Raw genomic sequence first — 25,159 nt, forward strand, 5'->3', positions numbered from 1 at the left:
ATGATCAGCCGCCCCCGCCGCAGCGTGCTCTATCTCCCGGCCTCGAACCCCAAGGCCGTGGCCAAGGCCCGCACCCTTGCCGCCGATGTGCTGGTGCTCGACCTTGAAGACGCGGTAGCGCCCGAAAACAAGCCCGAGGCGCGGGCCGGCGCGGTTGCCGCGCTCCGCGAAGGTGGTTTCGGCCACCGCGAAGTCGTGATCCGGGTCAACGCGTTTGGCACACCGTGGGCGCGCGAAGATCTGGCTGCTGTGGCGGCGGCCGGTCCTGATGCAATCCTGGTCCCCAAGGTCAGCAGCACCGCTGACGTGCTGGCCTATGACGCGGCAATCGCCGCCGCGCCAGCGCATACCCGGCTGTGGATCATGGCCGAAACCTGCGCGCTGATCCCGCGGCTTGACGAAGTCGCTGCGCTCTCGGTTTCAACCCGGCTGGCAGCTTTGGCCATGGGGACCAACGATCTGGCCAAGGAAATGCGCGCGCAACTGAAACCCGGTCGCGCGCCGTTCCTGCCGATTTTGTCCGCCACGGTCTGCGCTGCGCGGGCCCACGGCTTGCTGGTGTTCGATGGGGTCAGCAACGAATTCAAGGACATGGACGTGGTCCGCGCCGAATGCGAGCAGGGGCTGGAATTCGGCTTCGACGGCAAGTGCCTGATCCACCCCGATCAGGTCGAAACCTGCAATGCCGTGTTCACACCCAGCGCGGCTGAACTGGCCTGGGCGCAGGCAGTGGTTACTGCCTTTGCCTTGCCCGAAAACGCCGGGAAAGGCGCGATCCGGGTCGAAGGCAAGATGGCCGAACTGCTGCACCTGGATCAGGCCCGGCGGCTGCTCGCGATTGCAGGGGCCATCACGGCCTAAAGCCAGGCGCGGTAGACGCCGTAGAGGCTGGTCGCCGTCAGCACGACACCGACCAGCACCAGCATGGTCTTGGGGTTGAAATGCTTCGCGGCCCAGGCCCCAAATGGCGCGGCGAGGAGCCCGCCGATCAGCAGACCGAGTGTCGCGCCGGCCAGATCGGCAAAGCCGAGGTGCCAGATGAACGCCGCGGAAACCGCAATTGTAAGGAAAAATTCGACCGCGTTGACGGTGCCCACCACCTTGCGCGGATCGGCACCCTGGATCAGCAAGTTCGAGGTGACCACCGGACCCCAGCCGCCGCCGCCCGCTGCATCGAGGAAGCCGCCGAACAGGCCGAGCGGCGCAATATGGCGCGCTTCACGGTGCTCATGTTCGTGCGCGAAGCCTTTGTAGAGCAGGTAGATACCGATGCCTGAGAGGTAGAGCAGCACGAACGGCTTGACCACGGCAGCGTCCAGGCTGGTCAGCACATAGGCCCCCAGCACCCCGCCGGTTACGCCCGGGATCAGCAAGCGGAAAAACAAGCGCTTGTCGACATTGCCATGCAACAGGTGGCTGATCCCCGACGTTGCCGTGGTAAAGCATTCGACCAGATGGACCCGCTGGGATGCAAGCGCAGGGGGAACCCCCAGCACGCCAACCAGCAACGTGTTGGATATCACCCCGAAGGCCATGCCCAGCGCGCCATCGACCAGCTGTGCGGCAAACCCGACTCCGATAAACGGTAAAAGCGCTGAAAGGTCGAAGCTGGAAAAATCCATGGCCGGCCGCACTCCCGCTGGCGATTCTCGACCTAACGACTAGAGTTAACGCAGGTTCCCGCCCACAAAGAAATACAGCGCCGCGCCCAAACGAAAACTTTGCGCGCCAAAGCGCCTTCAGCTGAGCGCCAATGCGACCGCCGCTGCCGCATGCAGCGCGGTGGTATCGAACAGCGGTACCGCACTATCGCTTTGATCGACCAACAGCATGATTTCGGTGCAGCCCAGGATAATCCCTGCTGCGCCGCGTTCGATCAGCCGGGCAATCACGCCGCGATAGGCCACGCGCGATTGCTCGCGCACCACGCCGGCCACCAGTTCGTCGTAGATCACCCGGTGGACCAACGCGCGGTCTTCGGCATCGGGCACCAGCACCTTCAGTCCGTATCGTTCAGCCAGCCGTCCGCGATAGAAGTCCTGTTCCATGGTGAAGGCCGTGCCCAGCAGACCGACCGTGCCGATCCCTGCGGCTTTGACTGCCGCTGCTGTCGGATCGGCAATGTGGAGCAAGGGCAGGCCAGCTGCCGCTTCGACCGCACCCGCCATCAGGTGCATGGTGTTGGTGCAGATGATCAGCGCTTCGGCCCCGGCCCCGGCCAGCCGCTGGCCGGCATCGCACATCCGCTGTTCCAGCTGCGCCCAGTCGCCAGCGTGCTGCAGCGCTTCGATCTCGGAAAAATCGAATGACCACAGCAGGCACTTGGCCGAAGCGGTGGGGCCGCGCACATCGCGCACCCCCTGATTGATCAGGCGGTAATAGTTCGCCGAACTTTCCCAGCTCATCCCGCCGATCAGGCCAAGGGTCTTCATGGCGTCCTCCGAAATTTGAAGTACCAGACCTCGTGCTCATAGACGGTGCGGGCCTTGTGCTCGTAGCGGGTTTCAGGCCAGCCGCCGGGGCGCTGCTGGAAATCGCCCGGGCCCTCGATCAGCCACTCGAACTGGTGGCGGTGGCGGCGCATCACTGACAGCGCGTGGCGAACATAGACCGGGTGATCGGTGCCGAAGCGGAATTCACCGCCCGGATTCAGCTTCGCGGCGAACAGATCGAGCGGCCCATCGTTCATCATTCGCCGCTTGGCATGGCGCGCCTTGGGCCAGGGATCGGGGTGGAGCAGATAGAGGAAACTTAGCGAACCATCGGGAATCCGCCGCAGCACTTCCAGCGCATCGCCGTGATGGATCCGGACATTGCCCAGCGGCGGGTGCTGGCCGCCATCGCCATCGACATGCGCCAGCGCCTGGGCGACCCCGTTGAGGAACGGTTCGGCGCCGATGAACCCGTGATTGGGCAGCATATCGGCGCGCCCCGCCATATGTTCACCCCCGCCAAAGCCGATTTCGAAATGCAAGGCGCGGTTATCGCCAAACAGCACTTCGGACGTGACCGGGCCTTCCGCGGGCATCGCAATTCGCGGTAGCAGGGTATCGACCAGCCCTTGCTGGCCAGCGCGCAGTGGCTTGCCCTTGGCGCGGCCATAGAGGCGGTTGATCGTGGTCGGGTCACCGGGTTTGTGCGCTGTCATGTGCGGCCCATACAAACCAAAACGGCCCGCCGGAAGGGGCGGGCCGTGATGTGACGAAATTACGGGTAGTTCAGACTTAGGCGGGCACTATCAAGCGGCTTGCGCCTCTTCGCCCGGATCGCGCAGCACATAGCCGCGGCCCCAGACGGTTTCGATGTAGTTTTCACCCTCGCAGGCGTGCGCCAGTTTCTTGCGCAGCTTGCAGATGAACACGTCGATAATCTTGAGTTCGGGTTCGTCCATCCCGCCATAGAGGTGGTTGAGGAACATTTCCTTGGTCAGCGTGGTGCCCTTGCGCAGCGAAAGCAGCTCGAGCATCGCGTATTCCTTGCCGGTCAGGTGAACCCGGGCGCTATCGACCTCGACGGTCTTGGCATCGAGGTTGACCGCCAGCTTGCCGGTGCGGATGACCGACTGCGAGTGGCCCTTCGAACGGCGCACAACCGCATGAATGCGGGCGACCAGCTCTTCGCGGTGGAACGGCTTGGTGACGTAATCGTCAGCCCCGAAGCCAAAGCTGCGGACCTTCGAATCCATTTCCGAAATCCCCGAAAGGATCAGCACCGGGGTCTGCACCTTGGCGACGCGGAGCTTTTTGAGCACGTCATACCCGTGCATATCGGGCAGGTTGAGATCGAGCAGGATGATATCGTAATCATAGAGCTTGCCGAGATCCAAGCCTTCTTCGCCCAGATCGGTCGAATAGACATTGAAGCCTTCGGTGGTCAGCATCAATTCGATTGCCCGGGCCGTGGTCGGCTCGTCTTCGATCAGCAACACGCGCATGGGTAAGTCCCCTTCAGCCCCGTTTTCGCGATAACAACCCTTCGGTAAGGGGTGTTGATCGCCATTAACCATATGACCAATGAAAGAGAAAGGTTAATTTCTCGTAAACGGCGGAACTGCGCGAGTCGTTTGGTTGGGTGCGGCCGGACCTCCGTCCGGCCTTGCAACACCAGCCCGCTCCCCCTCCCGACCACTCATTAGGGTATCCCTAGGATATGGGTGGCCGGGAGGGGGAGCGGGCTGGTGTTGCAAGGACAGGCGGATGCCTGTCCGCACCGGCGTCAGCCGGAGAGTGTCGCCGTCCCCGGATGGTGCTTGTCGAGGTGCTTGCGCACGATCTTCAGGTTTTTGCTGTTCGAGCGGTAGACAAAGTCGAACAGATCGCCCGCCACCGGCACCGCGCCCAGTAGGCTGTCGATCCCGACATTGCCGGCCATCTGCCACAGCTTCCATTTGGGCATGCCAAGATTGCGCGCCTCCCAGACAATGTAGAGCCCCATTCCGGCGGTGACGACATCGCCCAGCACCGGCACCAGTCCGATCAGCGCATCGAGCCCGACCTTGCGGCCAAGCCCCGGCACCTCGATCAGACCTTCGAGCAGCCGCTCAAGTGCCTCGATCCGTTGCCGGACCGATTGGGGATCGGTGCCGAGCGGAATTTCGGGAATCATCCGCTTCAGCGGTTCGGGTCCAGCCATCTTGGTGCCAAGCCTTTCGGAGCGAACAAGGGCGTTCGCCAGTGTTATCTGGGAAGGATTGCCATCGGCATCAAGGGATGGATGGCCCAGCGATTGGGCGCGAAGCCGTTTATGCTGGCGCTGATCAGCGACCAGCGCACCGGCACGCCGAACGGGATATAGCTGTTGGTGATGGTCAGCTGGGCTTCGGCGCTGGCGTAAAGATCGGCGCGTTTGACCGCATCGGGTTCGCCCAGCGCTTTTACGACCAGCTGGTCGGCGGTGGGATTGCAGACCGTATTGGCGGCCGAACATGCCAGCTGGTCAAGGAACCAGGCTGCGGCCGGATAGCGCGCCACCACGTCGACCAGCCGCAAATCGGCATCGGCGGCGGCGCTCACGCGGCGGCTGTCGAGGCCGATTGCTTTCAGATCCTCGGCAATCCGTTCAAACAGCAGATCGTTGCCCGGACCGCCGGGCATCGCCACCCTGAGCGGCGTGACGGGGCGGCCTGCCGCTCTCCACCGGGCGATCCGCGAGGTGGCGAGCGCGCGCCGCTCCTCGATGGTGCGGCCCAGCCAGCGTTCCGCGATCGAACCATTATCGCCATCAAGCCCCGGATTGACCACCCGGTTGGTTGCCACCCAGCCGCCCAGGCTGATCAGCGCGGCCAGCGCCTCGCGGTCAATCGCCATGGCAATCGCCTCGCGGTTTTCGGCCAGCGAGAGCAGGCCGTCGGCATGAACCACGGCCAGCCCGAACAGCCCCTGGACCGGATCCATCCGGATTGCGCCGCGCGAAACGCCGGAGCTGGCGATGCGTGGAAAATCGGCAAAGGTTCCGCCCAGCACCAGGTCGATATCACCCTGCGCGAACAGCTTGAGCGCAGCTTCGGCCCCGCTCGCGGAGAAGCGCAGCTTGCGGGTGTGCTCTTGCCACCCTTCTTCGGGCGGCAGGCCGCGGTCTTCGGGCGCGATCGGTGCCAGCAGGACACCGCTGAGCCTCAGTTCAGAATCGCTGGCGCGCTTGCTGGTCATTGGTCCGGCCCCGCGGCGGGCATGGACCAGGCCCAGTTCGGGCTGGGCCAGCAATTGCAGGAAATCGGGCATCGGCTGCTGCAGGCTAATTTCAATCACCCGGCCAGCCATGGCCCTGACTTCATCGATCACGGCAAGATTGGCCCCCAGCGGCTGGCCGCGTTGCGCGGCAATCGCCTGCTGCAGTGCGGTCTGCGCGCTTTCTGCCGAAATATCGCTTTTGTCGCCCCACTTGCCGTCGCGCAGGCGGAAGATATAGCTCAGGCCATCATCGGTCACGATCCAGCGATCGGCCAGCGCCGGCGCGACATTGCCCTCGTCGTCGAAGCCGACCAGCCCTTCGACCGTCGCCCCGCGCAGCAGCCGCGCCGCATGGGGCATGCGGGCATCGGCTGAAAACAGGGATTGCGGATCACCGATCGCCACGATCTGGACCGGGCGATCGTCATTGCCGAAGCAACCGGCAAGAGGCATCACCAGCAAGGCTAGGGCGATTGTTCGGGCGAATTGCGGCATGGCCAGCGCCCTCTTACGGCTTTGGCGGGGCCGCGCCAAGACCGCGCCAACTTTGCGGCATTTTCAAAGCTTGCGCTGGGCTCCGGGGTCACTGGCCAACAAAGGCGGGCGCACGTAACGCGGGGTGGTTTCGCCGCTGGCAAGCGGCGCGCGCACTACCAGTGGATCGATCTCTTCGCGGAAGGCAACGCCAAAGCGCCCGTCCTGGACCCAGGCCACCGATCCTTCGATCCAGCCGACATTGCGCAGGTTGGTCCAGACCAGCTGCCCGCGCTGCACCGGCGTGGGGCATTCAGCCATCATACCGCCGACCGAAAGGTTGCGCACGCGGATGCGCTGTTCGCCTTCGACACCGTCGATGCGCAGATCAGCCATCACGAACAGGCTGTCGCGTGCGATCTGCCGTTGGCCGCTTTCACCCATAATCCTGGTCTCAACCTCATTACCGTGCCGGTTCGCTATGCTGCGCGCCCGAACGAGCTAGCGACGCCAATTGAGTGAAGCCTAAACCGAAGTGGCAAAAATCCGGTTAATGCAACCAGGCCGCTCAATCATCGCGCGAAATTTTCTCGCGGCGCTCGTGGGCTTCCTGGGCTTCGACCGTCATGGTGGCGATCGGGCGGGCGGAAAGTCGGCCCAGACCGATCGGTTCGCCGGTTACCTCGCAATAGCCGTATTCGCCTTCCTCGATCCGGTGCAGCGCCGAATCGATCTTGGCGATCAGCTTGCGTTGCCGGTCACGGGTGCGCAGCTCGATCCCCCAATCGGTCTCGCTCGAGGCCCGGTCGTTAAGATCGGGCTCACGGATCGGACCGTCTTGCAGCAGCTGCAAGGTTCCCTGCGAAGCGGCATGAATCAGCTTTTTCCATTCCAGCAGCAACCGCCGGTAATAGTCCAGCTGCGCCTCGGACATGTAGGGTTCGTTTTCGTCGGGAACATAGTTGCCCGCGATTGCCCGTTTGGCTTTGGCCAGGACATCGATTTCATCGCCAAGAACGGTTGCCATAAAGTCTCCACCAAAGCGGCTGGCCTGTGCGTCCTGACGATCCCGGGAATACCCGGTAACCTCGCAGCAGAGCAGTCGAGCGCGCCTATAGTCGTGGGTAGAATCCCGCACAAGCGCCAAACCGCGCCGCGCCTAGAATGTTCCACATGAGGCCCGGCTGAACAGGCCATTACAGGCCCCATTACCGGCCATGTGTTCCCAAATCGTAACAAACGCCCGCCAGAAGGTTTCGCGGCGTTAACCAATTGTTGACCATGTTCGGGAAGGTTCGGACCTGCAGCGGGCCAGGAAAGCCTGCTTTTTAGGGGGTTAGAATAATGAACACTGCATGGAACACCACCGGATCGGTCGCTGTCGCGGACGAACGCGGCGAAGATCTGCTGGTCGCAAGCTGCCTGGCCGCCGCCGCGCAAGGCGAAATCAGCGCCTACTACGATCTCGGTGTCGCCTATTCGACCGGCAGCCACGGCGTCGCCTGCGATCTGATCGAAGCGCACAAGTGGTTCAACCTGGCAGCGGTGGGCGGCCATGCCGAAGCGCAGATGTGCCGCGCCGATATCAGCGATGAAATGACCGCGCGCGAAGTGGCCGAAGCCCAGCGCCGCGCCCGCGAATGGCTCAGCGCGTCGGTGCGCAAGGCGGCCTGATCACGCGGTCTTTCTAAACGGGGTGCGGTTTTCAAGGTAGTTGCGATCGGCTGCCACACCGGCCCGTTCGCGTTCCAGGAAATCTGCGATCGCCTCGCGAAATCCGGGATGGGCGATCCAGTGCGCGGACTGTGTTTCGACCGGTTCGTACCCCCGCGCCAGCTTGTGCCCGCCTTGCGCCCCGGCCTCTACCCGGCCCAGCCCCAGCGCAATCGCCGCATCGATCGCCTGATAGTAGCATAGTTCGAAATGCAGGAACGGCTTGTCGAGCACGGCCCCCCAATAGCGCCCGTATAGCGCATCCGGCCCAATGAAATTGAGCGCCCCGGCCACCGGCAGTTCGCCGATGTACGCCAGCATCAGCAGGATCGAATCGCCCATCCGTTCGCCCAGCAGGCTGAATGCCGCGCGGGTCAGATAGGGCTGCCCCCATTTGCGCGATCCGGTATCCTGGTAAAAGGTCCAGAAGGCGTCCCAGTGCGCCTCGGTGATTTCGGTGCCGCGCAGATGGCGAATTTCCACCCCATCCTGCGCCGCGGCGCGCTCCTTGCGTATATCCTTGCGTTTGCGTGAGGAAAGCTGCGCGAGGAAATCATCGAAACTGGCATAGCCGCGGTTCTCCCAGTGGAACTGGATATCGCTGCGCAGCATCCACCCGGCCGCTTCGAACAGCGGCACCTGACCTGGCGCGATGAAGGTGGCGTGCGCCGATGAAATGCCGTTGGCTTCGCACAACTGTTCGGCTGCGCGCAGCAGCGGCATGGCCAGCGCTGGATCGGCCAGCAGCAGGCGCGGGCCGCTGGCGGGGGTGAACGGCGCGGCGATCTGCAGCTTGGGGTAATAGCTGCCCCCGGCGCGGTGCCAGGCATCGGCCCAGCTTTGATCGAACACATATTCGCCCTGGCTGTGGCTCTTGAGGTAAGCTGGCATCGCGGCGATCAGGCGGCCCGCAGCATCGGCAATCGTGATCGGCGCGGGCGACCAGCCGGTGCCAGGCCCGACCGAGCCCGAATCCTCCATCGCCGAGAGGAAGGCATGGCTGACAAACGGGTTGCCGCCCGCCAGTGCATCCCATTCGGCTGCAGGCAAGGCACCAATGCTGTCGCCAACCCGCGCCTCGATCACACCGCGCCCGGCCCTTCGGCGATCGGTGCGTCGGCGTAAAGATCGGCGCGTTCGCGGTGTTCGAGGCTGCGCACGGTCCAGGTCAGCAACGGCAAGCCGCGCTTCCTCTGGCCCGCGGCAAAGCGGCTGGGCAGATCGCGGATATCGTAAGCGAGGAAATCGGGCCGGGCATGCCACAGGCTGAGCCGGCGGCGGACCATGCCGGGCAGCGCCTTGTCGTTGTTCTCGGTCACCACCAGCCCGCGCACCGTGAGCGGCGAATGCTCGGCAAACCAGCGCACCACGCGCGGATCGAAGCTCATGATCGCGTGCGGCCCCAGATAGCCTTCCAGGTCACGCCGCACAGCCAGGCACAGCGCACTGGTGCGGCGACCGGCATCGCGCGGAGTCTTGATCTCGATCAGCACCGGCACCGTGCCACCGATCTGGTCGAGTATCTGGCGCAAGGTCGGGATTGTATCGGTGCTGCCGGACAGGACGATGCGGCTCAGTTCATCGGTGCTGCGATCAGCCAGCAAGCCCGCTTCGCCAGTCAACCGCTCCAGATCCTTGTCATGGAAAATCATCGCCCGGCCATCGCCCGAACGCTGGACATCGCATTCGATTCCCATGCCCCGCGTGATCGCTGCAGCGAAGGCACTGCGCGAATTTTCCGGCACCCCGGAACCGTGCAGCCCGCGGTGGGCATAGCCGCAGCGGCTCAGCCAGGCGACCTTTTCAGGCGTTGGGGGCGGGCTGCGCCAGCGATCAAGAAGCGCGAACGGCGACAATCGCATCCACTTCCACGGCCACGCCCAGCGGCAGGCTGGGCACGCCCACCGCGCTGCGGGCATGCTTGCCGGCCGCGCCGAACACCGCGACCATCAATTCCGAAGCGCCATTGGCCACCTTGGGCTGATCGGTGAAATCAGCGGTGGAATTGATGAAGGCGCCCAGTTTGACCACGCGTTCCACCCGGTCGAGCGATCCTAGCGCGGCTTTGAGCTGGGCCAGGATCATCAGCGCGCAGCCCTGCGCGGCCTCAATCCCCTGCTCAAGCGAAACATCCTCGCCCAGCCGGCCCTTGAACAGCTGGCCATCGACGAACGAGACCTGGCCCGAAACATAGGCCAGCCCGCCGGCTTCGACTACGGGGACATAGGCCGCGACCGGGGCGGCAGCTGCGGGCAGGATGATGCCGAGTTCGGCGAGTCTTGCGTCAATGCTCATCGTTTCATCCTAAAGGCGGGAGAGCAGCCAGGGCAAGGCATGTTCCCAGGTGTCGATCCGGGCGTGCGCGTGGCCGGCCTCAAACCCGCAGGTGATGTGCGGGGCCAGCGTCGGTTCGCCGCACAGGTGCAGGCGGTCGATATGCGGAACCATCTCGGCGGCCGAGCCGTGGTGCTGGGCCAGATCGTCGATGAACACTGCGTGCGAAGGCTGATACTGATCGAGGATCGCCTGCAACGCTGGTCCTTTCGGGCCCTGATTGGTGAACACCGGCAGGTCGATCCCGTGGCTCAGCAATTGCTGGCGACGCGGCTCGTTGTGGCGGTCGCTCAGGTTGGTCAGGATCACCACGTCGGCGTGATCTTTCAGCGTGTTGATCGCATGGACTGCGCCTTCGATCGGGGTCTGGCGGTGCATTTCGCCATCGAAAAACAGCCCTAGCAGCCGCCAGATTTCCTCGGGCGGCACCGGCTCGCCGCTGGTCTTGTCGCGGATTGCCTTGGAAAAATCGTTGCCGACCAGCTTGAACGAAACCGGCTGGGTCTCGTCCAGCCACTCGCCAAACGGCACGATCATGTGCAGCAGCACTTCGTCACAATCGCTGATGATCAGCGGCCTTGCCATCGTTCTAAAGCCTTTCTCTCGCAGCCATCAACTGGGCCGGTTCAACCCCAAGCGCCTCGGCCGCTGCGACCAGATCGGGTTCATGGCTGGCGAGGAATTCGAGCACCGCGCCCAGCACCGCCGGATCGCCAAGCCCGCCGCGTAAGGCATCGGCATCAAGCCCGGTCAGCGCCAGCAGCCGCTCGGCCCGGTCGCTATCGCCCAGCACCCAGCCGAGCGCGCCCAGCGCCAGCGCCTGGGGATCATGGTCGGGGGATTTGCGGTCGCGCAGCAATTGTCAGGCTTTCGCAGCAAGAGTAGGGCTTGCCCCATGGCAAAGCGCATCCTTGTTGTCGAGGACAACGACCTCAACCGCAAGCTGTTCTGCGATGTGCTGAAAGCGCACGGCTATGCGGTGGAGCCTTGCGCCGACGGGATGCTGGCGCTCGACGCCGCGCGGCAGTTCGTCCCCAACCTGATCATCATGGATATCCAGTTGCCCAATGTCTCGGGGCTGGACCTGATCGAGGCCGCGAAAAAGGACGCCGTGCTGCGGGCGATCCCGGTGCTGGCGGTGACCGCCTATGCGGGAAAGGGCGACGAGGAACGGATCAGGGATGCGGGGGCGGAGGGCTACCTCGCCAAGCCGGTCTCGATCGGCCCGTTCATGGCGGCGGTGCGGGGGTTGGTGGAGAAGGTTGGGTAGCTGAATTCCTCGCTGCCATCACCCTTGCAAGTTCGTCCACCGACATGGATCGGCCAATCAGTGTGCTGCGGATGGGTTCAAATGCTCGAAGCATCCGACCATATACTTCGATCGTTGGATTGTGTGAATTTAGGTCCCAATCTCGGGTTCTAAATCGACTAAACCGCGCCATGTCATGGATTAGAAATCTGCTGATACCGAGATGCTCTGTCTCGTTGTTGCCATCGAAACCCGGAAACTTGATGCGTTCTCCGTAGGGGTTTGCTGCCTCGGCCAACTTTATTTTGTCAACATCATTCAAATGTTCGTGTGCTTCCTCGATAAATGCCCACATATCGAGGACATCGACTACAAACCTTACCCGACTCTGCTTGTCAGCGTGGCCATGAAAAATGCCAGGCATTTCCCAGCCCAAAGCCCAAAAATGCCCGCCGCTAATGGCTTTTTCTACCAAGGCATACTGATCAGCTGATTGAATTTTCAAGTCTTTCATCATGTTGACCAGCATCATGGCAATAAGCTTTTCGCCGTCGCTGAAGGTCGGAATGCGACCCTTGTTGTCGTGGGCTAGTCCAGCTTCGATCAGTCGACGCACGGCCTCGGCACGTGAAGGTGTGTCATCCTCTGCTGTGCGCCATTGATCGAGGCGATCGATTAGATCGCTATCAATGCGCATTTCAAATCGCTCGGTACTCATAACGGTACTCCGTACATAGTTACGTAATTCCGTCGTAGATACCGGTCTGTTGGATTTGTGTCAATACGTTCGACGACCTAGGATTGCCGCATCAAAGCGCAGAACTTGACAAATCCCCCTCCCGCCCCTTTTCCGCCCCATTCATCGGCCAATGCGCCGCCAAGACCTTTCAGGAGTTACCCTAGCCCATGGACCGCGCCGCAACCGCCGCCAGGATCGCCGCCTTGATCGAACCGTTCAACAAGAAGGGCGTGGCGATCAGCGATACCACCACTTTTGCCGGCGATCTGGAATTTGACAGCCTGACGGTGATGGATTTCGTCGCCGCGATCGAGGATGATTTCGACATCATCATCAGCATGAACGCGCAGGCCGAGATCGAGAATTACGGCCAGCTGATCGATGCCGTGGTCAAGCTGCAGGGCTGAGTTTGGCCCCGCCCCGCCGGGGAGGGGCAACGAGACTTGGTGGCTTTGCCACCTAGTCGCAGTGGGGTGGGGGTTTGACGCTGGCGTGGAGCCCCCACCCCAACCCCTCCCCGCCGGGGAGGGGCTTTCAGGTTCCAAAGTTTGGGTGTTTGTATGACCGACTTGTTCTCCAAATTCGATCCCTTGATCGAAATGCGTCGCGCGCTGCTGTCCACCGGGCAGGAAGATCCGTTCAGCCTGGTGATGGAAAAGGTGCTCTCGCCGACCGTCGCGGTGTGCAACGGGCGCGAGACGATTTTGCTCGGCACTTACAACTACATGGGCATGACCTTCGATCCCGATGTGATCGAGGCGGGCAAGCAGGCGCTTGACGATTTCGGCAGCGGCACCACTGGCAGCCGGGTTCTAAACGGCACCTATGCTGGGCACCGGCTGGTCGAAGAAGCGCTCAAAGAATTCTACAGCATGGACCACGCGATGGTCTTTTCCACCGGCTATCAGGCCAATCTGGGGATCATCAGCACGATTGCCGGCAAGGGCGATTACATCGTCCTCGATATCGATAGCCACGCCTCGATCTGGGATGGCTGCAAGCTTGGGGACGCTGAAGTTGTGCCGTTCAAACACAACGATATCGAAGCGATGGAAAAGCGGCTCAAGCGCATTCCCGAAGGGGCCGGCAAGCTGGTGATCCTGGAGGGCGTCTATTCGATGCTGGGCGATATTGCTCCGCTCAAGGAGATGATCCGCGTAGCCCGCGAGAACGGCGCGATGGTGCTGGTCGATGAAGCGCACTCGATGGGCTTTATCGGCCCCAACGGGCGCGGTGTGGCCGAGGATCAGGGCTGCTTGGAAGATGTCGATTTCGTGATCGGCACGTTCTCGAAAAGCGTCGGCACGGTTGGCGGCTTTTGCGTTTCGAACCATCCGAAGTTCGAGATCATGCGGCTGGTCTGCCGTCCCTATGTGTTCACCGCCAGCCTGCCGCCATCGGTGGTTCACACCGCCGCCACCTCGATCCGCAAGCTGATGCACGCGGGTAACAAGCGCGCGCATCTGTGGGAAAATTCCCGGGTGCTGCATACGGCGCTGCGCGAGGCGGGGTTCCAGCTCGGCACCGAAACCCCGCAAAGCGCGATCATCGCGGTGATCATGCCCGATCTGGAACGCGGCGCGGCGATGTGGGAAGCGCTGCTCCACGAAGGCCTCTACGTGAACCTTGCGCGCCCCCCGGCCACGCCTGCGAACATGACGCTGCTGCGCTGCTCGCTGTGCGCCGAACATACCGCCGAGCAGGTTCAGACGATCATCGGCATGTTCAAGCGCGCCGGGGCCACTGCCGGGATTCTCTAGCGTGGCGATGCTGGGGCCGCGCTGGCGGATCGGCGGGCTGGCAGCCGTGCTGCTGGCCTTGCTGGCGCTGCTGCATCGCGGCCTGCTGTTCCCGCCGCGTGGTCTCACGATGGTGGAGCAGCCCTGCGCCGCGGTTGCCGATAGCAAGCTGATGCTGCCCGGCGGCGATTGGGGCGCGATCTGCGCCTATCATGCCGACAACGCGCGGCTGATCGCCGCTGGCACGCGGCCGCGGCTGGTGCTGTTCGGTGACTCAGTCTTTCAGGATTGGGGCGAACTTCAACCGGGCCTGTTCAATGACAGCTGGGTGGGCCGCGGGGTTCGCGGGCAGGGGACGATGCGGCTGCTGGCGCGGTTCCGCCCCGATGTGATCGCGCTGAAACCGCGAACCGTCATCATCGCCGGCGGGATCAATGATCTGATCGCCGCAGACACGCTGATCGGCCCCGACCAGTTCATCGCCAATATCGAATCGCTGGTCGATCTGGCTGAGGCCAACGGGATCACGGTCATTCTGGCGACGCTGCCGCCGGTCGATCGCTTTGCGGTGCGCCCCGGCTTCGCGCCGCAGGCGATGACGGCAGAGCTCAACCGCCGCCTGCGGGACCTTGCCCAGCGGCGCGGTCTGGTATTGGCCGATTTCAACGCGGTGCTGGTCGCCCCCGATGGCCTGTCGCAGCGCGCCGGTTTCAGCGATGATGGCATTCATCCGACACTAGCGGCTTACCGCGCGCTTGAACCTGTGGTGCGCGCGGCGCTTGCCGAAGCTGAGGCAAAGCGCAACAAGGCTGTGCCATGAACACGCGCTTGCTCTCGATCGCCCTCGCGCTTGCCGTGCCTGCCGCACCGCTGGCCGCGCAGGCCGGCCAGACGCCCGCGTCGCCCGTCCCGGAGACTGCCATGCTCGATGATCCTTGCGCCGGGCGCCCGGCCGATCTCTATGATCCCGCTGCCGACTGGGCGTGGCTGTGCCGCTATCATGCCGCCAATCTCGCGCTGGCGGACCAGAGCATCGACACCGTGTTCCTTGGCGATTCGATCACCGAGGGCTGGGGCTATGCCGATCCCGGCATGTTCGCGCCCGGCACGGTCAATCGCGGCATATCCGGGCAGACCAGCCCGCAACTGGTGCTGCGCTTCATGGCCGATGTCGTGGGCCTGCACCCGCGCGTGGTGCACCTGATGATCGGCACCAATGACATTGCCGGCAACACCGGGGCGACATCGCCGCAAGCCTTCAAGGACAACATTCGTGCCATGGCCGATCTGGCGGCCGCCAACGGGATCATGATGGTGCTGGGATCGGTCCCCCCGTCCGATCGGATGACCTGGCAGCCCGCATTGCGCCCGGCCCGGCAGATTGCCGAACTCAACGCCTGGCTCAAGGCTTTCGCGGCCGAACGCGGGCTGGTCTATGCCGACTATTACGGCGCGCTGGCCGGCGCGGGCGGCGAATTGCCCGATCGCTATGGTCCCGATGGGGTGCATCCCAATGCCGCCGGTTACGCGGTGATGCGTCCGGTCGCGCTGGCCGCCGTGGCCGAAGCGGCCGCCCGCGCCGCCGGGCCAGGGTGGCAGCGCTGAGCGCGCGGCTGGCGGGCAAGCGCGCCGTTATTACCGGCGCAGCGCAAGGCATCGGCAAGGCGATCGCCGCGGCCTTCGCGGCTGAAGGGGCAGAACTGCTGCTGGTTGACCTTGATGCCGGGCGACTGGCGGATACCGCAGCGGAACTGGGGCACGAGGGCCTTGTCGCCGATCTGGCCCAGAAGACCGAAGTCGAACGGGTCTTTGTCCGGGCGGCCGAGCGGTGGGGCGCGCTCGACCTGCTGGTCAACAATGCCGGGGTAACCCACGCTGCCGACCTCGACGATCTGAGCGAAGAGGACTTCGACCGGGTCTTCGCGATCAACCTCAAGGCTGCGCTGTGGGGCACGCAGGCCGCAGCCCGGCTGATGGGTGCCAATAGTTCTGGGGGCGGCGCGGTGATCAATATGAGCTCGGTCAACGCGGTCCTGGCGATCCCCAATCAGATTCCCTATGCAGTATCCAAAGCTGCACTGAAACAACTGACCAATGTAACCGCATTGGCACTTGCGCCCAAAGGCATCCGGGTCAACGCGATCGGTCCCGGCTCGATTCTTACCGACATGCTGCGCGGGATCATGAACGACCGCGCCGCCGAAGACCGGATCATGGCGCGCACGCCGCTGGGCCGCTGCGGCGAACCGGAAGAGATCGCCGCCATCGCGGTGTTCCTCGCCAGCGCGGAAAGTTCGTACATCACCGGTCAGACGATTTACGCCGATGGCGGCCGGCTGGGCCTCAATTACACGATGCCGCCGCGGGCCTGAGCGACGAAGCGCTTGCCACCAAAGCGGTCTGCGTTCAGTCTTGGGTTGGGTCGGCGGCATCAATCTCGGGGGTGAACATGCGGATCGATTACCGGACTTTGAGCATGGCGGCTGGCTTGCTGCTGGCAGTGCCCGTGCTCTCGCAGGACCAGTCCGCCGCTACTCCCGCCCCCGAACAAGGCGCCGCCCAGCCGCATCACGATCATTCCGATACCGCCGCGCCCAAACGGCCCGAACTGATGTCCGGTTATGGCGGCGGCGGTTTTGCGATCACGACCAGCGTACCGCAGGCGCAGGCGTTCTTCTCGAACGGGATGGAACTGGCCGCTGCATTTGCCCACAAGGCGTCGATCCTGGCGATGGAAGAGGCCGCGCGGCGTGATCCGGCCTGCGCAATGTGCTGGTGGGGGCTGGCCTATGCCAAGGGGCCGACGATCAACTATGGCGCCGATCTGGCCGAACGGGCTGAGCTGTTCAAATACCTCGTCGTTGCCGAAGACCTGGCCAAGCGGACCGGCACCCGGCGTGAGCGCGATCTGATCAAGCCACTGCGCAAACGCTTCCGCCCCGGCAGCACAATCGAAAAGCGCGACACCGAATTTGCCCGCGACATGGTCAAGCTGGTCGGGAAATATCCGCAGGACAATACCATCGCCGTACTGGCCGCCGATGCGATCATCCAGGCGATGAGCGATGCCAATTACAAAACCGAAGCGATGAAAGCGGTCGGCCTGCTCGAAACGGTGCTGGCCCGCGCGCCCGACGATACCCCGGCGATCCATTTCTACATCCACGCCTCCGAGATCGCCGGGGTGCCGGCGCGCGCCGAACCCTACGCCGACAAGCTGGGAACATTGGCGCCGCGTGCCAGCCACCTGATCCACATGCCCAGCCACACCTATTACTGGGTCGGGCGGTATCAGGATGCGGCAACGGTCAATGCCCGCGCGGTCGAGATCGGCAAGGAGAATGCCATCCGGCTCGGCATGCCCGAACCCGAAGGGGTCTGGGGGCTGCCCTACCATTCGCACAACGTGATCTTTGGCCTGGGCGGCGCGCTGATGGCGGGCGATGCCAAAATCGGGCTTGAACTGGGGCGACCGCTGGTCGACCGGTCAGAAATGCGCGAGGAGGCGCATCCGATCGATCAGCTGCTGGCTGCGGCGGGCTATTTCGCCATTGCCCGGTTCGATGATCCGGCTGCGGTGCTGGCCCGGCCGAAGCCCAAGCTGGAATACCTTCAGGCCGCCTGGCACTATGCCCGCGGCGAAGTGTTTGCCCGGCTGGGTGATCTCAAGGGGCTGAAGGCCGAGATCGACGCGATCGTGGTGCCGGATTTGACCGCCACTGCGGTTAACCCGGCCGATCAGATGGTGGTGATCGTTCGCCAGGTGCTGATTGGCCGGCTGGCCATGGCCGAAAAACGCTGGGACGATGCCGCCAAAGCGTTTCGCTTGGCCGCCGAGGTTGAGGAAACCGACGATTTCATGCGATTCTCCGATCCGCCGGCTTTCTGGTACCCGGTGCGCCGCGATCTCGCTGCGGCGCTGCTGGCGGCGGGGGACAAGGCAGGGGCGCTGCGCGAAATCGACGCATCGCTCACGCTGCGGCAGAAGGATCCGGTTGCCATGGCGCTCAGGGACACGATCGTCGGCGCGTAGCACCGCGCTATCATTCTGATTGCACAAATAAATTCGGCCCCGTGATCAGCTCATGGAATGAACTGACACGGGGCCGAGTCTGTTGCTGCCCGTTGGGTCGCGTAACGAACAACAATCTCCCGCTGTTTGACCAGCGGTTCGTGGACACCTTTTGGCATTGCAGATGCTTTTGCGAAAGGGTTGCAACCCGATGATTTTCCGATGATACCAACCGGCACAACGGGTCGCGAAGGCGTTTCGGGTTTCAACAGGCCCGGATTGATCGTGGCAATTGATGTTCGAACAAGGTAGCAGCCTGCTTGACGCCGCGCGACAGTAACCCCGCCGAACCGGATCAAACGGCCTCCATGCAGCGCGGCGAAGCGCCGCTGCGTGCTCCGGTCGTGCTGGCCGATACCGCGCCCTTTTCCCTCGGCGAACTGGCGGTCGATCCGGCCATGCGGGCCGTGCGCTATGCCGATGGTGAAACCGAACGGCTTGAACCGCGGGTCATGGAGGTGTTGATCGCCCTGCACCGCGCCGATGGCATGGTGGTCAGCCGGGATGATTTGCTGGCGGCGTGCTGGCGCGGACTGGTGGTCGGTGATGATGCGATCCAGCGCGTGGTGCAGCGGCTGCGCAAGGTGGCGGGCAAGGCCGGCTCGTTCCGGATCGATACGATCAGCAAGGCCGGCTACAGCCTGGTCGATCTGTCCGCCAAGGCCGAAGGGGTGCGCGGCGATGCGCCAAGCCTGGCGGTGTTGCCGTTTGCCAACCGGTCAGGTCTGGCAGTGGACGAGAGCTTCGCGCTGGGCATGGCCGAAGACCTTGTCCACGCCCTTACCCAAGGGGTCAACGTCAGGGTTATCGCCAGCTCTGCAACCGTGCGCTTTCGCATCAAGCCGATCACCGATTACCCCGCGACCGGGCAGCGGCTCGGGGTGCGCTATTTCCTTGGCGGCAATGTCCGGCAGGCCGGTGAATCGCTTCAGGTCACCGCCGAACTGATCGAAGCGGCCAGCGGCGCGATCGTCTGGTCGCAGCGCTTTGAGCGCCACCTTGATGAATTTGCCGCGCTGCAGGGCGATCTTGTCACCGAAGTTGCGGCCGTGCTTGGCGCAACCATCTACAAGCTTGAGATGGACCGCGCGCTGCGCAAGCCGGCCAACCTTACCGCGTGGGAATGCACGGCCCGGGCGCTGGCCGCGATCCGTGAATATGACGCCGAATCGCTGATGCGTTCGATCAGCGAAAGCCAGCGCGCGGTAGAAATCGCGCCAGATTATGGCTTTGCCCGGGCGATCCATGCCCAGACAATTGCCGGAGCCTACTTTTCGCTCAGCCCGCCCGATGGCGAGCGTGAGCGCGAGATCCAGAACCACATCGACCGTGCCTTTGCGCTTGATCCGGACCATGCCGGATCGCTGGCGGCGATTGCCACCGCCAGCGCCTATATCGGCCGCCCTGCCGATGGCCTGCCCCGTGCACAGCGCGCTATCCGGCTGCGCCCCGGCCACGGCCTGGCCCATTATGCCGCCGGGGTGAACAGCCTGCTGCTGGGCGACGAACATGCCGCGCTTGGCCATTTCGGCGATTTTCTGAAGGTCGAACCGGAAAGTCACCTGCACTACATCACCCATGCCTGGCGCGGGATCTCATGCGCGCGGCGCAAGGATCACGATGGCGCACGCGCCGCGTTTGATGATGCCTTCAGCCTCTATCCCGGACAGTTCATCGCGCTGCTGGTGCTGACCTGTATCGAGCAGCACGAAGGCCGCAGCGACGTCGCCGCGCGCCACCTGAGCACCGCGCGCGAACTGGAACCGACCGCTACCCTGGTGCTGCTCAAAGCGCGGATTGGCCGCTTCTTTGCCGGATCGCCGCTGCGCGATGACATGCAGCGCGCGCTGGAAAACCTGTGGCCGATGGTGACCAACGCGCCGTGACGATCAGATCGGCAGATCGGCCCCGCTTTGCTGCGCGGCCTTGGCCCGGCCAAATCCTGCGCGCTGGCTGAGCCGCTCAAAATAGGCGGCAAAACCAGGGGTCACTTGCGCTTCCAAGCCGATCCGCTGCGCCAGCATCACGGCATAGCCCAGCGAAATGTCGGCCATGGTGAAGCGCCCGGCGCAGGCAAAGTGGCCCTCCAGCATGGCTTCGGCGCCCCGCAGCCGCGATCCGAACCACTGGGCATAGTCCTCCGCCGCCTGGGCAAGGCGCCGCTCGGGTGGTTCAAGCCGGGTGTAACGCAAGTGGATGGTCTGCGGGAACGTCAGCGTTGCCTCGCCCATGAAAAGGAAATTCATATAGGCGGGATAGGCTGCTTCACCGGGCGCGACGGCCAGGTCTGAAGGGCCGAAACGGGTGGCGAGCACATGCGGGATCGCGGCGCTTTCGGTCATCAGCTGGCCATCGATCAGGCAGGCCGGGACGGTGCCTAGCGGGTTGATCTCGCGGTAGCCTTCAACCGTGACGCGCGGCGGAAACGGCATCAGCGCAAGATCGTAAGGCAGGCCCAGCTCTTCGAGCGCCCACAGCACGCGGAACGAACGCGCATCGCGGCAGTGGTAAAGCGTGATCGCGGCGCTCACCGCAGGGCCCCGGCGCTGGACACGCTTTCGCATTTGTGGCCGCCATCCTTGTGGCCACCGCCCAGTAGCGTGATCGCGGCAAAGCCTGACAGCACCAGCACCACGAACCCCGCGGTGGCGAGGCCCAGGTACTTGTCGATGAAGGCCTTGATCGGGGCGCCGAACAGGCGGAACAGAATGCCCACCAGCAGGAAGCTGATCGAGCGCGAGACGACCGAGCCGAGCACGAAACGCAGCAGGTCCATCCCGATGAACCCGGCGGTGATAGTCAACAGCTTGAACGGGATTGGCGTCGCGCCCTTGGCCACGAAGATCCAGAACCCGTAGCTGTTGAGATAGCACGCCGCTTTGGGGAAGCTCTCGGTCAGCCCCAGCCAGGCCAGCAGCTGCGCGCCCACCGTATCATAAAGAAAGTGCCCGATGGCATAGCCCAGCATGCCGCCAGCGACCGAGCCCAGCGTGGCAATGAGCGCGAAGCGGATCGCTTTTTTCGGTTCGGCGAGGCACATGATGCCCAGCAGCGGGTGCGGCGGGACCGGGAAGAAGCTGGCTTCGACGAAGGCAAACAGCGCCAGCCACCATTCGGCATGCGGATGAACCGCCTTGGCCATGGTCCAGTCGTAAAGCTTGCGCAGCATCAGCATCCCCCGAAATCCGTCGTTGCGTGCCTGCTTAGAGAGCGCGGAAGCGCGCAGCAAGTGCCGATCGGATGCTGGCCAGAGAACCGATATGGTTCTTTATGCTTGACTTCGTAACGCTCATATGGCACAAATACGGAACATCGCGACAAACCGATTCGAGGCGCAACGGCCTCGCCGGGCTTCGCGCTTCCTCTTTAACCCGGAGAGTGCCCGATGGTGGACGCCACCAAGTCCGGCAGCCGTTCGCGGCCTGCTGCTGCCAAGCCGACCTTTGCCCGGTGGTCGAAGGTTTTCCTGGCCGAACTGGCGACGACTTCGAATATTTCCGCGTCGGCCAAAAAGGCGCGGGTGCCGGTTGCCACCGTTTACGAAACCCGCCGCCGCAATCCCGAGTTCTACCGCGCCTGGCAGCAGGCACTGTGCGAAGGATACGATCATCTGGAAATGGAACTGCTGATGCGGCTGCGGACCGGCGAGATCAAGCGCGCCGCCGGTGCCAAGGTGGGTGTGCGCACTTATGAGAACGCGGTGGCGCTGCGCCAGCTTGCGGCTCACAAGGACAGCGTCGCCCGGCAGCGCGCTATCCGCGATAACGAGAGCGCCGCCGAAGTTGTCGAATCGATCAATGCCAAACTCGATCTGATGCGCCAGCGGGCATTGGCTGCCGGTGAAGATGTCTGGGCGGTGGAAGGCGACGATGAACCGGCGTGAATTCAACCGCCGCTTGCGCTTTCTGCTGTCGCGACCCCATCCCGAACGGATGGCGGTACTGGCCGCGATGACCCCGCAGGAGCAGCGCGAATTCCGGCATGTCTGGCGGATCTACGCCCGCAACGCGCAGGTCGTCCCGGCCAGTGACTGGCGGACCTGGCTGATCCTCGCTGGACGCGGATTTGGCAAGACCCGGGCCGGGTCCGAATGGGTTCGCGAACTGGCAGAGGCTGAGCCCGCGGCACGAATTGCTCTGGTCGGCGCAACGCTGGCCGAGGCCCGCAGCGTGATGGTGGAAGGAGAAAGCGGAATTCTGGCGATCTGCCCACCGGGCCGCAGCCCGACCTTCGAGCCATCACTTCGGCGGCTCACCTGGCCCAACGGCGCGGAAGCGACGCTCTATTCCGCCGGCGAGCCTGAAAGCCTGCGCGGGCCGCAGCATGGCTATGCCTGGTGCGATGAAGTGGCCAAGTGGGACAATGCCAATTCCCGCGCAATACGGGCATGGGATAATCTGCAATTCGGCCTGCGGTTGGGTGAATTGCCGCGCTGCCTGGCCACCACTACGCCGCGCGCCGTGCCGCTGGTGCGCAAACTGACCGCCGGGCGCGCTGGCGACATCGCCATTACCCGGGGCAGCACCGAGGACAATACGGCCAATCTTTCGGCCCGCTTTCTCCGCGATATTCGCACCAGCTACGGCAAGACCGCGCTTGGCCGCCAGGAACTCGATGGCGAACTGCTCGAAGACATCGAAGGCGCGCTGTGGACCCGCGCCTTGCTTGAGTCCTGCCGCGAGCCGGCCCCGTCCAGCCCCCTGATCCGCACGGTCGTTGCGGTCGATCCGCCGGCCACGCACCGCGGCGATGCCTGCGGGATCGTGGTTTGCGCGCTGGGCGAAGACGGGATCGGCCGGGTGCTGGCCGATTGCAGCCTCGAAAAACCCAGCCCGGAACGCTGGGCCCGCAAGGTTGCGCAAGTAGCCGAAGCGTGGAGCGCCGACCGCGTGATCGCCGAGGCCAACCAGGGCGGCGATATGGTTGCCAGCGTCCTGCGCGCCGCCGAGATTTCGCTGCCGCTCAAGCTGGTCCACGCCACCAAGGGCAAAGTCGCCCGCGCCGAACCGGTCGCCGCGCTGTATGAGGCGGGCCGTCTGCGCCACGTCGGGCTGCTGCCAAAGCTGGAGGACCAGCTCTGCGGGCTGCTGTCGGGCGGCGGATACGAAGGGCCGGGGCGTTCGCCAGACCGGGCCGATGCGCTGGTCTGGGCGCTGTCGGAATTGATGCTGGCGAAGGCCGGATCACCCAAGATTCGCACGACGGGATAACCAAATTCACTCCTACTAGTTACACTGACTAACCAAAAAGGTGCTTCAGATGTCCTTCTTCCAGTCGCTGGCCGACGCCTTCAAGGGCGGGGCCGGGCGCGTGCCTTTGGCCCGCAATTTTACCTCGCCGTGGCTTTATGGGGATCTTGGCAGCGCCAAGGCACCTTATGATTACAACCGCGCCGTCAAACGCGCTTACCTTGAAAATCCGGTGGCGCAGCGCGCGGTGCGGCTGGTGGCCGAGGGGATCGGCGGGGCACCGCTGGGTCCGTGCGATCCAGCGCTGGCAGCGCTGGTCACGGCGACGAGTGCGGGGCAATCGCTGCTCGAGACGCTGGCGAGCCAGCTGCTGCTCCACGGCAATGCCTATGTCCAGGTGATGAAGGATGCGCTTGGCCGCCCGGTCGAACTGTTTGCACTGCGGCCCGAGCGGGTCAGCGTGGTGGCCGGGGCCGATGGCTGGCCGCAGGGTTTTGCCTACAAGGTTGGCGAGACGGTGTTGCAGGTGCCGGCGCTCGATGAGGACGCTTCGCCGGGCCTGATCCACCTCAAGTCATTCCACCCGGCCGACGATCACTATGGCGCGGGCTGTCTGGCCGCAGCCAACGAAGCGGTGGCCACCCACAACGCTGCGGCGCTGTGGAACCGCTCGCTGCTGGAAAACGCGGCGCGGCCATCGGGCGCACTGGTTTATGATCCGGGCGATGGCGGCGGGCTTTCGCCCGATCAGTTTGACCGGCTCAAGGCCGAACTGGCTGAGGCCTACGCCGGGCACATCAATGCCGGAAAGCCGATGCTGCTCGAAGGCGGGCTGAAGTGGCAGGCGCTCAGCCTGTCGCCGGCCGATATGGACTTTGCCGAGCTCAAGGCCGCCGCCGCGCGCGATGTCGCGCTGGCTTTCGGGGTGCCGCCGATGCTGCTGGGGCTGCCCGGCGATGCCACTTATGCCAATTATCGCGAAGCCAATCGCGCGTTGTGGCGGCTCACGCTGCTGCCACTGTCGGGCAAGATCCTGTCGGCGCTGTCCGAAGGGCTGGCCACCTGGTTTCCGGATGCCGCGCTCGCGATCGATCTCGACCGGGTTCCGGCACTGGCCGAAGACCGCGAAAAGCTGTGGGCGCAGGTCGGCGGCGCAAGCTTTCTGTCCGATGCCGAGAAGCGCGCGATGCTGGGGCTGGTGCCCGCTGCTGATGGGAACAAACAATGAACAGAGACGAAATGGTTGCCCGTCTCGTCGCCCAGGCCGAGGACGAGGGCGCCGATCTGGTGACGTTGCGCGCAATCATCGAAGAGGCCAGCGAGCTGGGCGCCGAGCGGGTGCTGACCCGCATGGGGCTGGATGATCCTTCGGCCCATGCTGATCTGTCCGAACTGCGCCAGCTGCTGCAGGCCTGGCGCGATGCCAAGACCAGCGCGTGGAAGGCCGTGGTGACCTGGATCGTGCGCACCGCGCTGGCGCTGGTGCTGGTCGGGATCGCGTTTCGCACCGGTGCCATGGGGCTGCTCAAGTGACCCCGGATCAAGTCCGGGGCGATGGCAGCACGCTGCGGTTCGCCGGCTACGCCGCGCTGTTTGGCATCCGTGACGCCGGGCGCGACGTGATCCGCAAGGGTGCATTTGTGCGCACGCTGGCCGAACGCGACGCGCCGCTGCCGCTGTTCTGGCAGCACCGCCCCGATCAGCGGATCGGCTGGATCGAACAGGTTGGCGAAGACGAACGCGGGCTCAAGGTGATTGCCTCGATCGACAATCCCGATGGCGGCGCGGCCGCAGCGCTCAAACGCGGGCAGGTTACCGGACTGTCATTTGGGTACCGCGCACGCGATTTTTCGCGCGGCGCCGACGGCCGCGATCTGACCGAAGTCGATCTGTTCGAGGTCAGTCTGGTTTCGCACCCGATGCAGCACGGCGCGCGGGTGCATCTGATTTCCTAGTTCCTCCCCCTCCCCGTGCCGGGGAG

General features: G+C 64.1%; 31 protein-coding genes. 15 read left to right on the forward strand and 16 right to left on the reverse strand.

The genetic code is table 11. The annotated features are described in order from the left end of the window. Window positions 1–861 carry a CoA ester lyase gene (locus RMN99_RS00100; protein ID WP_309621244.1) on the forward strand — a complete coding sequence of 287 codons (861 nt, stop codon included), beginning with the start codon at window positions 1–3 and terminating at the stop codon, window positions 859–861. Here the strand turns inward: RMN99_RS00100 and RMN99_RS00105 are convergent. From RMN99_RS00105 to dksA, 8 genes are all read right to left on the reverse strand, one after another. Continuing rightward, window positions 858–1,622 (reverse strand): sulfite exporter TauE/SafE family protein, encoded by a 765-nt coding sequence (locus RMN99_RS00105; RefSeq protein ID WP_309621245.1) that lies wholly within the window; start codon window positions 1,620–1,622, stop codon window positions 858–860. The genes RMN99_RS00100 and RMN99_RS00105 overlap by 4 nt on opposite strands. A gap of 117 nt (window positions 1,623–1,739) precedes the next feature. Continuing rightward, window positions 1,740–2,432 (reverse strand): aspartate/glutamate racemase family protein, encoded by a 693-nt coding sequence (locus RMN99_RS00110; RefSeq protein ID WP_309621246.1) that lies wholly within the window; start codon window positions 2,430–2,432, stop codon window positions 1,740–1,742. Continuing rightward, window positions 2,429–3,148, reverse strand: coding sequence for a tRNA (guanine(46)-N(7))-methyltransferase TrmB (locus RMN99_RS00115; RefSeq protein ID WP_309621247.1), 720 nt, complete (start codon window positions 3,146–3,148; stop codon window positions 2,429–2,431). The genes RMN99_RS00110 and RMN99_RS00115 overlap by 4 nt, the downstream gene beginning before the upstream one ends. A 90-nt stretch (window positions 3,149–3,238) precedes the next feature. After that, complete coding sequence (gene ctrA, locus RMN99_RS00120; RefSeq protein ID WP_309621248.1) at window positions 3,239–3,934, reverse strand: response regulator transcription factor CtrA; 696 nt, start codon at window positions 3,932–3,934, stop codon at window positions 3,239–3,241. A 281-nt stretch (window positions 3,935–4,215) separates the two neighbouring features. Continuing rightward, window positions 4,216–4,632, reverse strand: coding sequence for a DUF4112 domain-containing protein (locus RMN99_RS00125; RefSeq protein WP_309621249.1), 417 nt, complete (start codon window positions 4,630–4,632; stop codon window positions 4,216–4,218). A gap of 44 nt (window positions 4,633–4,676) precedes the next feature. Next, window positions 4,677–6,122: an ABC transporter substrate-binding protein gene (locus RMN99_RS00130; protein ID WP_309621423.1), complete on the reverse strand. Its 1,446-nt coding sequence runs from the start codon at window positions 6,120–6,122 to the stop codon at window positions 4,677–4,679. A 105-nt stretch (window positions 6,123–6,227) separates the two neighbouring features. Then, complete coding sequence (locus tag RMN99_RS00135) at window positions 6,228–6,587, reverse strand: PilZ domain-containing protein (RefSeq protein WP_309621250.1); 360 nt, start codon at window positions 6,585–6,587, stop codon at window positions 6,228–6,230. A gap of 124 nt (window positions 6,588–6,711) precedes the next feature. Next, window positions 6,712–7,170, reverse strand: a complete 459-nt coding sequence (gene dksA, locus RMN99_RS00140; protein WP_309621251.1) for an RNA polymerase-binding protein DksA — start codon at window positions 7,168–7,170, stop codon at window positions 6,712–6,714. 317 nt (window positions 7,171–7,487) lie between these two features. On the opposite strand from dksA, the gene RMN99_RS00145 reads away from it, so the two are divergent. After that, entirely contained in the window at window positions 7,488–7,817 is a 330-nt protein-coding gene (locus RMN99_RS00145) for a hypothetical protein (RefSeq protein ID WP_309621252.1), read from the forward strand. On the opposite strand, the gene RMN99_RS00150 is transcribed toward RMN99_RS00145, so the two are convergent. From RMN99_RS00150 to RMN99_RS00170, 5 genes are read right to left on the reverse strand one after another with little or no spacing between them, the layout of a single operon-like run. Next, the gene (locus RMN99_RS00150; protein WP_309621253.1) at window positions 7,818–8,942 is read right to left on the reverse strand and encodes a GNAT family N-acetyltransferase; all 1,125 of its coding nucleotides are present in this window, start codon (window positions 8,940–8,942) and stop codon (window positions 7,818–7,820) included. Continuing rightward, window positions 8,939–9,718, reverse strand: a complete 780-nt coding sequence (locus RMN99_RS00155) for a glycerophosphodiester phosphodiesterase family protein (protein WP_309621254.1) — start codon at window positions 9,716–9,718, stop codon at window positions 8,939–8,941. The genes RMN99_RS00150 and RMN99_RS00155 overlap by 4 nt, the downstream gene beginning before the upstream one ends. After that, window positions 9,690–10,151 carry a RidA family protein gene (locus RMN99_RS00160; protein WP_309621255.1) on the reverse strand — a complete coding sequence of 154 codons (462 nt, stop codon included), beginning with the start codon at window positions 10,149–10,151 and terminating at the stop codon, window positions 9,690–9,692. The genes RMN99_RS00155 and RMN99_RS00160 overlap by 29 nt, the downstream gene beginning before the upstream one ends. A 9-nt stretch (window positions 10,152–10,160) precedes the next feature. Continuing rightward, a complete protein-coding gene (locus RMN99_RS00165) occupies window positions 10,161–10,775 on the reverse strand; it encodes an HAD family hydrolase (protein WP_309621256.1) in 615 nt (204 codons plus the stop codon). A gap of 4 nt (window positions 10,776–10,779) precedes the next feature. Then, the gene (locus RMN99_RS00170) at window positions 10,780–11,049 is read right to left on the reverse strand and encodes a DUF3572 domain-containing protein (RefSeq protein ID WP_309621257.1); all 270 of its coding nucleotides are present in this window, start codon (window positions 11,047–11,049) and stop codon (window positions 10,780–10,782) included. A gap of 36 nt (window positions 11,050–11,085) precedes the next feature. Here RMN99_RS00170 and RMN99_RS00175 point away from each other — a divergent pair, with 36 nt between their 5' ends. Next, window positions 11,086–11,460: a response regulator gene (locus tag RMN99_RS00175; RefSeq protein WP_309621258.1), complete on the forward strand. Its 375-nt coding sequence runs from the start codon at window positions 11,086–11,088 to the stop codon at window positions 11,458–11,460. On the opposite strand, the gene RMN99_RS00180 is transcribed toward RMN99_RS00175, so the two are convergent. Then, window positions 11,420–12,157: a YfbU family protein gene (locus RMN99_RS00180; RefSeq protein WP_309621259.1), complete on the reverse strand. Its 738-nt coding sequence runs from the start codon at window positions 12,155–12,157 to the stop codon at window positions 11,420–11,422. The two genes, RMN99_RS00175 and RMN99_RS00180, sit on opposite strands and share 41 nt — an antisense overlap. A 188-nt stretch (window positions 12,158–12,345) precedes the next feature. On the opposite strand from RMN99_RS00180, the gene RMN99_RS00185 reads away from it, so the two are divergent. The 7 genes from RMN99_RS00185 to RMN99_RS00215 all read left to right on the forward strand — a co-directional run bounded on the left by RMN99_RS00185 (window position 12,346) and on the right by RMN99_RS00215 (window position 19,875). Continuing rightward, window positions 12,346–12,585, forward strand: coding sequence for an acyl carrier protein (locus RMN99_RS00185; RefSeq protein WP_309621260.1), 240 nt, complete (start codon window positions 12,346–12,348; stop codon window positions 12,583–12,585). Between the two features lie 153 nt (window positions 12,586–12,738). Next, window positions 12,739–13,938 (forward strand): serine palmitoyltransferase, encoded by a 1,200-nt coding sequence (spt, locus tag RMN99_RS00190; RefSeq protein ID WP_309621261.1) that lies wholly within the window; start codon window positions 12,739–12,741, stop codon window positions 13,936–13,938. 7 nt (window positions 13,939–13,945) lie between these two features. After that, window positions 13,946–14,737, forward strand: a complete 792-nt coding sequence (locus tag RMN99_RS00195) for a GDSL-type esterase/lipase family protein (RefSeq protein ID WP_309621424.1) — start codon at window positions 13,946–13,948, stop codon at window positions 14,735–14,737. Next, window positions 14,734–15,522 carry a GDSL-type esterase/lipase family protein gene (locus RMN99_RS00200; protein ID WP_309621262.1) on the forward strand — a complete coding sequence of 263 codons (789 nt, stop codon included), beginning with the start codon at window positions 14,734–14,736 and terminating at the stop codon, window positions 15,520–15,522. Before RMN99_RS00195 ends, RMN99_RS00200 begins: the two co-directional genes overlap by 4 nt. Further along, window positions 15,510–16,289: an SDR family oxidoreductase gene (locus RMN99_RS00205; RefSeq protein WP_309621263.1), complete on the forward strand. Its 780-nt coding sequence runs from the start codon at window positions 15,510–15,512 to the stop codon at window positions 16,287–16,289. The genes RMN99_RS00200 and RMN99_RS00205 overlap by 13 nt, the downstream gene beginning before the upstream one ends. A 77-nt stretch (window positions 16,290–16,366) precedes the next feature. Continuing rightward, complete coding sequence (locus RMN99_RS00210; protein WP_309621264.1) at window positions 16,367–17,950, forward strand: hypothetical protein; 1,584 nt, start codon at window positions 16,367–16,369, stop codon at window positions 17,948–17,950. Between the two features lie 347 nt (window positions 17,951–18,297). Continuing rightward, window positions 18,298–19,875: a winged helix-turn-helix domain-containing protein gene (locus RMN99_RS00215; RefSeq protein WP_309621265.1), complete on the forward strand. Its 1,578-nt coding sequence runs from the start codon at window positions 18,298–18,300 to the stop codon at window positions 19,873–19,875. A gap of 3 nt (window positions 19,876–19,878) precedes the next feature. Here the strand turns inward: RMN99_RS00215 and RMN99_RS00220 are convergent, their stop codons facing one another. Next, window positions 19,879–20,520, reverse strand: coding sequence for a glutathione S-transferase (locus RMN99_RS00220; RefSeq protein WP_309621266.1), 642 nt, complete (start codon window positions 20,518–20,520; stop codon window positions 19,879–19,881). Further along, window positions 20,517–21,158, reverse strand: a complete 642-nt coding sequence (locus RMN99_RS00225) for a YqaA family protein (protein ID WP_309621425.1) — start codon at window positions 21,156–21,158, stop codon at window positions 20,517–20,519. Before RMN99_RS00225 ends, RMN99_RS00220 begins: the two co-directional genes overlap by 4 nt. Before the next feature lie 216 nt (window positions 21,159–21,374). Here RMN99_RS00225 and RMN99_RS00230 point away from each other — a divergent pair, with 216 nt between their 5' ends. The 5 genes from RMN99_RS00230 to RMN99_RS00250 are packed head-to-tail and all read left to right on the forward strand — an operon-like array spanning window position 21,375 to window position 25,133. Next, entirely contained in the window at window positions 21,375–21,872 is a 498-nt protein-coding gene (locus RMN99_RS00230; RefSeq protein ID WP_309621267.1) for a hypothetical protein, read from the forward strand. After that, window positions 21,859–23,199: a terminase large subunit domain-containing protein gene (locus RMN99_RS00235; protein WP_309621268.1), complete on the forward strand. Its 1,341-nt coding sequence runs from the start codon at window positions 21,859–21,861 to the stop codon at window positions 23,197–23,199. Before RMN99_RS00230 ends, RMN99_RS00235 begins: the two co-directional genes overlap by 14 nt. Before the next feature lie 49 nt (window positions 23,200–23,248). Beyond that, complete coding sequence (locus RMN99_RS00240) at window positions 23,249–24,406, forward strand: phage portal protein (protein ID WP_309621269.1); 1,158 nt, start codon at window positions 23,249–23,251, stop codon at window positions 24,404–24,406. Then, entirely contained in the window at window positions 24,403–24,711 is a 309-nt protein-coding gene (locus RMN99_RS00245; protein ID WP_309621270.1) for a DUF6127 family protein, read from the forward strand. The genes RMN99_RS00240 and RMN99_RS00245 overlap by 4 nt, the downstream gene beginning before the upstream one ends. Beyond that, entirely contained in the window at window positions 24,708–25,133 is a 426-nt protein-coding gene (locus RMN99_RS00250) for an HK97 family phage prohead protease (RefSeq protein ID WP_309621271.1), read from the forward strand. The genes RMN99_RS00245 and RMN99_RS00250 overlap by 4 nt, the downstream gene beginning before the upstream one ends. The last annotated feature ends 26 nt before the right edge of the window (window positions 25,134–25,159 follow it).

The sequence above is a fragment of the Novosphingobium sp. genome (genome assembly GCF_031417815.1).
Classification (GTDB): Bacteria; Pseudomonadota; Alphaproteobacteria; order Sphingomonadales; family Sphingomonadaceae; genus Novosphingobium.

Bases quoted from the DNA above. Each gene is read 5' to 3' on its own strand.
- RMN99_RS00100 (WP_309621244.1), top strand. From the start codon at position 1: ATGATCAGCCGCCCCCGCCGCAGCGTGCTCTATCTCCCGGCCTCGAAC.
- RMN99_RS00105 (WP_309621245.1), bottom strand. From the start codon at position 1,622: ATGGATTTTTCCAGCTTCGACCTTTCAGCGCTTTTACCGTTTATCGGA.
- RMN99_RS00110 (WP_309621246.1), bottom strand. From the start codon at position 2,432: ATGAAGACCCTTGGCCTGATCGGCGGGATGAGCTGGGAAAGTTCGGCG.
- RMN99_RS00115 (WP_309621247.1), bottom strand. From the start codon at position 3,148: ATGACAGCGCACAAACCCGGTGACCCGACCACGATCAACCGCCTCTAT.
- ctrA (WP_309621248.1), bottom strand. From the start codon at position 3,934: ATGCGCGTGTTGCTGATCGAAGACGAGCCGACCACGGCCCGGGCAATC.
- RMN99_RS00125 (WP_309621249.1), bottom strand. From the start codon at position 4,632: ATGGCTGGACCCGAACCGCTGAAGCGGATGATTCCCGAAATTCCGCTC.
- RMN99_RS00130 (WP_309621423.1), bottom strand. From the start codon at position 6,122: ATGCCTCTTGCCGGTTGCTTCGGCAATGACGATCGCCCGGTCCAGATC.
- RMN99_RS00135 (WP_309621250.1), bottom strand. From the start codon at position 6,587: ATGGGTGAAAGCGGCCAACGGCAGATCGCACGCGACAGCCTGTTCGTG.
- dksA (WP_309621251.1), bottom strand. From the start codon at position 7,170: ATGGCAACCGTTCTTGGCGATGAAATCGATGTCCTGGCCAAAGCCAAA.
- RMN99_RS00145 (WP_309621252.1), top strand. From the start codon at position 7,488: ATGAACACTGCATGGAACACCACCGGATCGGTCGCTGTCGCGGACGAA.
- RMN99_RS00155 (WP_309621254.1), bottom strand. From the start codon at position 9,718: ATGCGATTGTCGCCGTTCGCGCTTCTTGATCGCTGGCGCAGCCCGCCC.
- RMN99_RS00160 (WP_309621255.1), bottom strand. From the start codon at position 10,151: ATGAGCATTGACGCAAGACTCGCCGAACTCGGCATCATCCTGCCCGCA.
- RMN99_RS00165 (WP_309621256.1), bottom strand. From the start codon at position 10,775: ATGGCAAGGCCGCTGATCATCAGCGATTGTGACGAAGTGCTGCTGCAC.
- RMN99_RS00175 (WP_309621258.1), top strand. From the start codon at position 11,086: ATGGCAAAGCGCATCCTTGTTGTCGAGGACAACGACCTCAACCGCAAG.
- RMN99_RS00180 (WP_309621259.1), bottom strand. From the start codon at position 12,157: ATGAGTACCGAGCGATTTGAAATGCGCATTGATAGCGATCTAATCGAT.
- RMN99_RS00185 (WP_309621260.1), top strand. From the start codon at position 12,346: ATGGACCGCGCCGCAACCGCCGCCAGGATCGCCGCCTTGATCGAACCG.
- spt (WP_309621261.1), top strand. From the start codon at position 12,739: ATGACCGACTTGTTCTCCAAATTCGATCCCTTGATCGAAATGCGTCGC.
- RMN99_RS00195 (WP_309621424.1), top strand. From the start codon at position 13,946: ATGCTGGGGCCGCGCTGGCGGATCGGCGGGCTGGCAGCCGTGCTGCTG.
- RMN99_RS00200 (WP_309621262.1), top strand. From the start codon at position 14,734: ATGAACACGCGCTTGCTCTCGATCGCCCTCGCGCTTGCCGTGCCTGCC.
- RMN99_RS00210 (WP_309621264.1), top strand. From the start codon at position 16,367: ATGCGGATCGATTACCGGACTTTGAGCATGGCGGCTGGCTTGCTGCTG.
- RMN99_RS00215 (WP_309621265.1), top strand. From the start codon at position 18,298: ATGCAGCGCGGCGAAGCGCCGCTGCGTGCTCCGGTCGTGCTGGCCGAT.
- RMN99_RS00225 (WP_309621425.1), bottom strand. From the start codon at position 21,158: ATGCTGCGCAAGCTTTACGACTGGACCATGGCCAAGGCGGTTCATCCG.
- RMN99_RS00230 (WP_309621267.1), top strand. From the start codon at position 21,375: ATGGTGGACGCCACCAAGTCCGGCAGCCGTTCGCGGCCTGCTGCTGCC.
- RMN99_RS00235 (WP_309621268.1), top strand. From the start codon at position 21,859: ATGAACCGGCGTGAATTCAACCGCCGCTTGCGCTTTCTGCTGTCGCGA.
- RMN99_RS00240 (WP_309621269.1), top strand. From the start codon at position 23,249: ATGTCCTTCTTCCAGTCGCTGGCCGACGCCTTCAAGGGCGGGGCCGGG.
- RMN99_RS00245 (WP_309621270.1), top strand. From the start codon at position 24,403: ATGAACAGAGACGAAATGGTTGCCCGTCTCGTCGCCCAGGCCGAGGAC.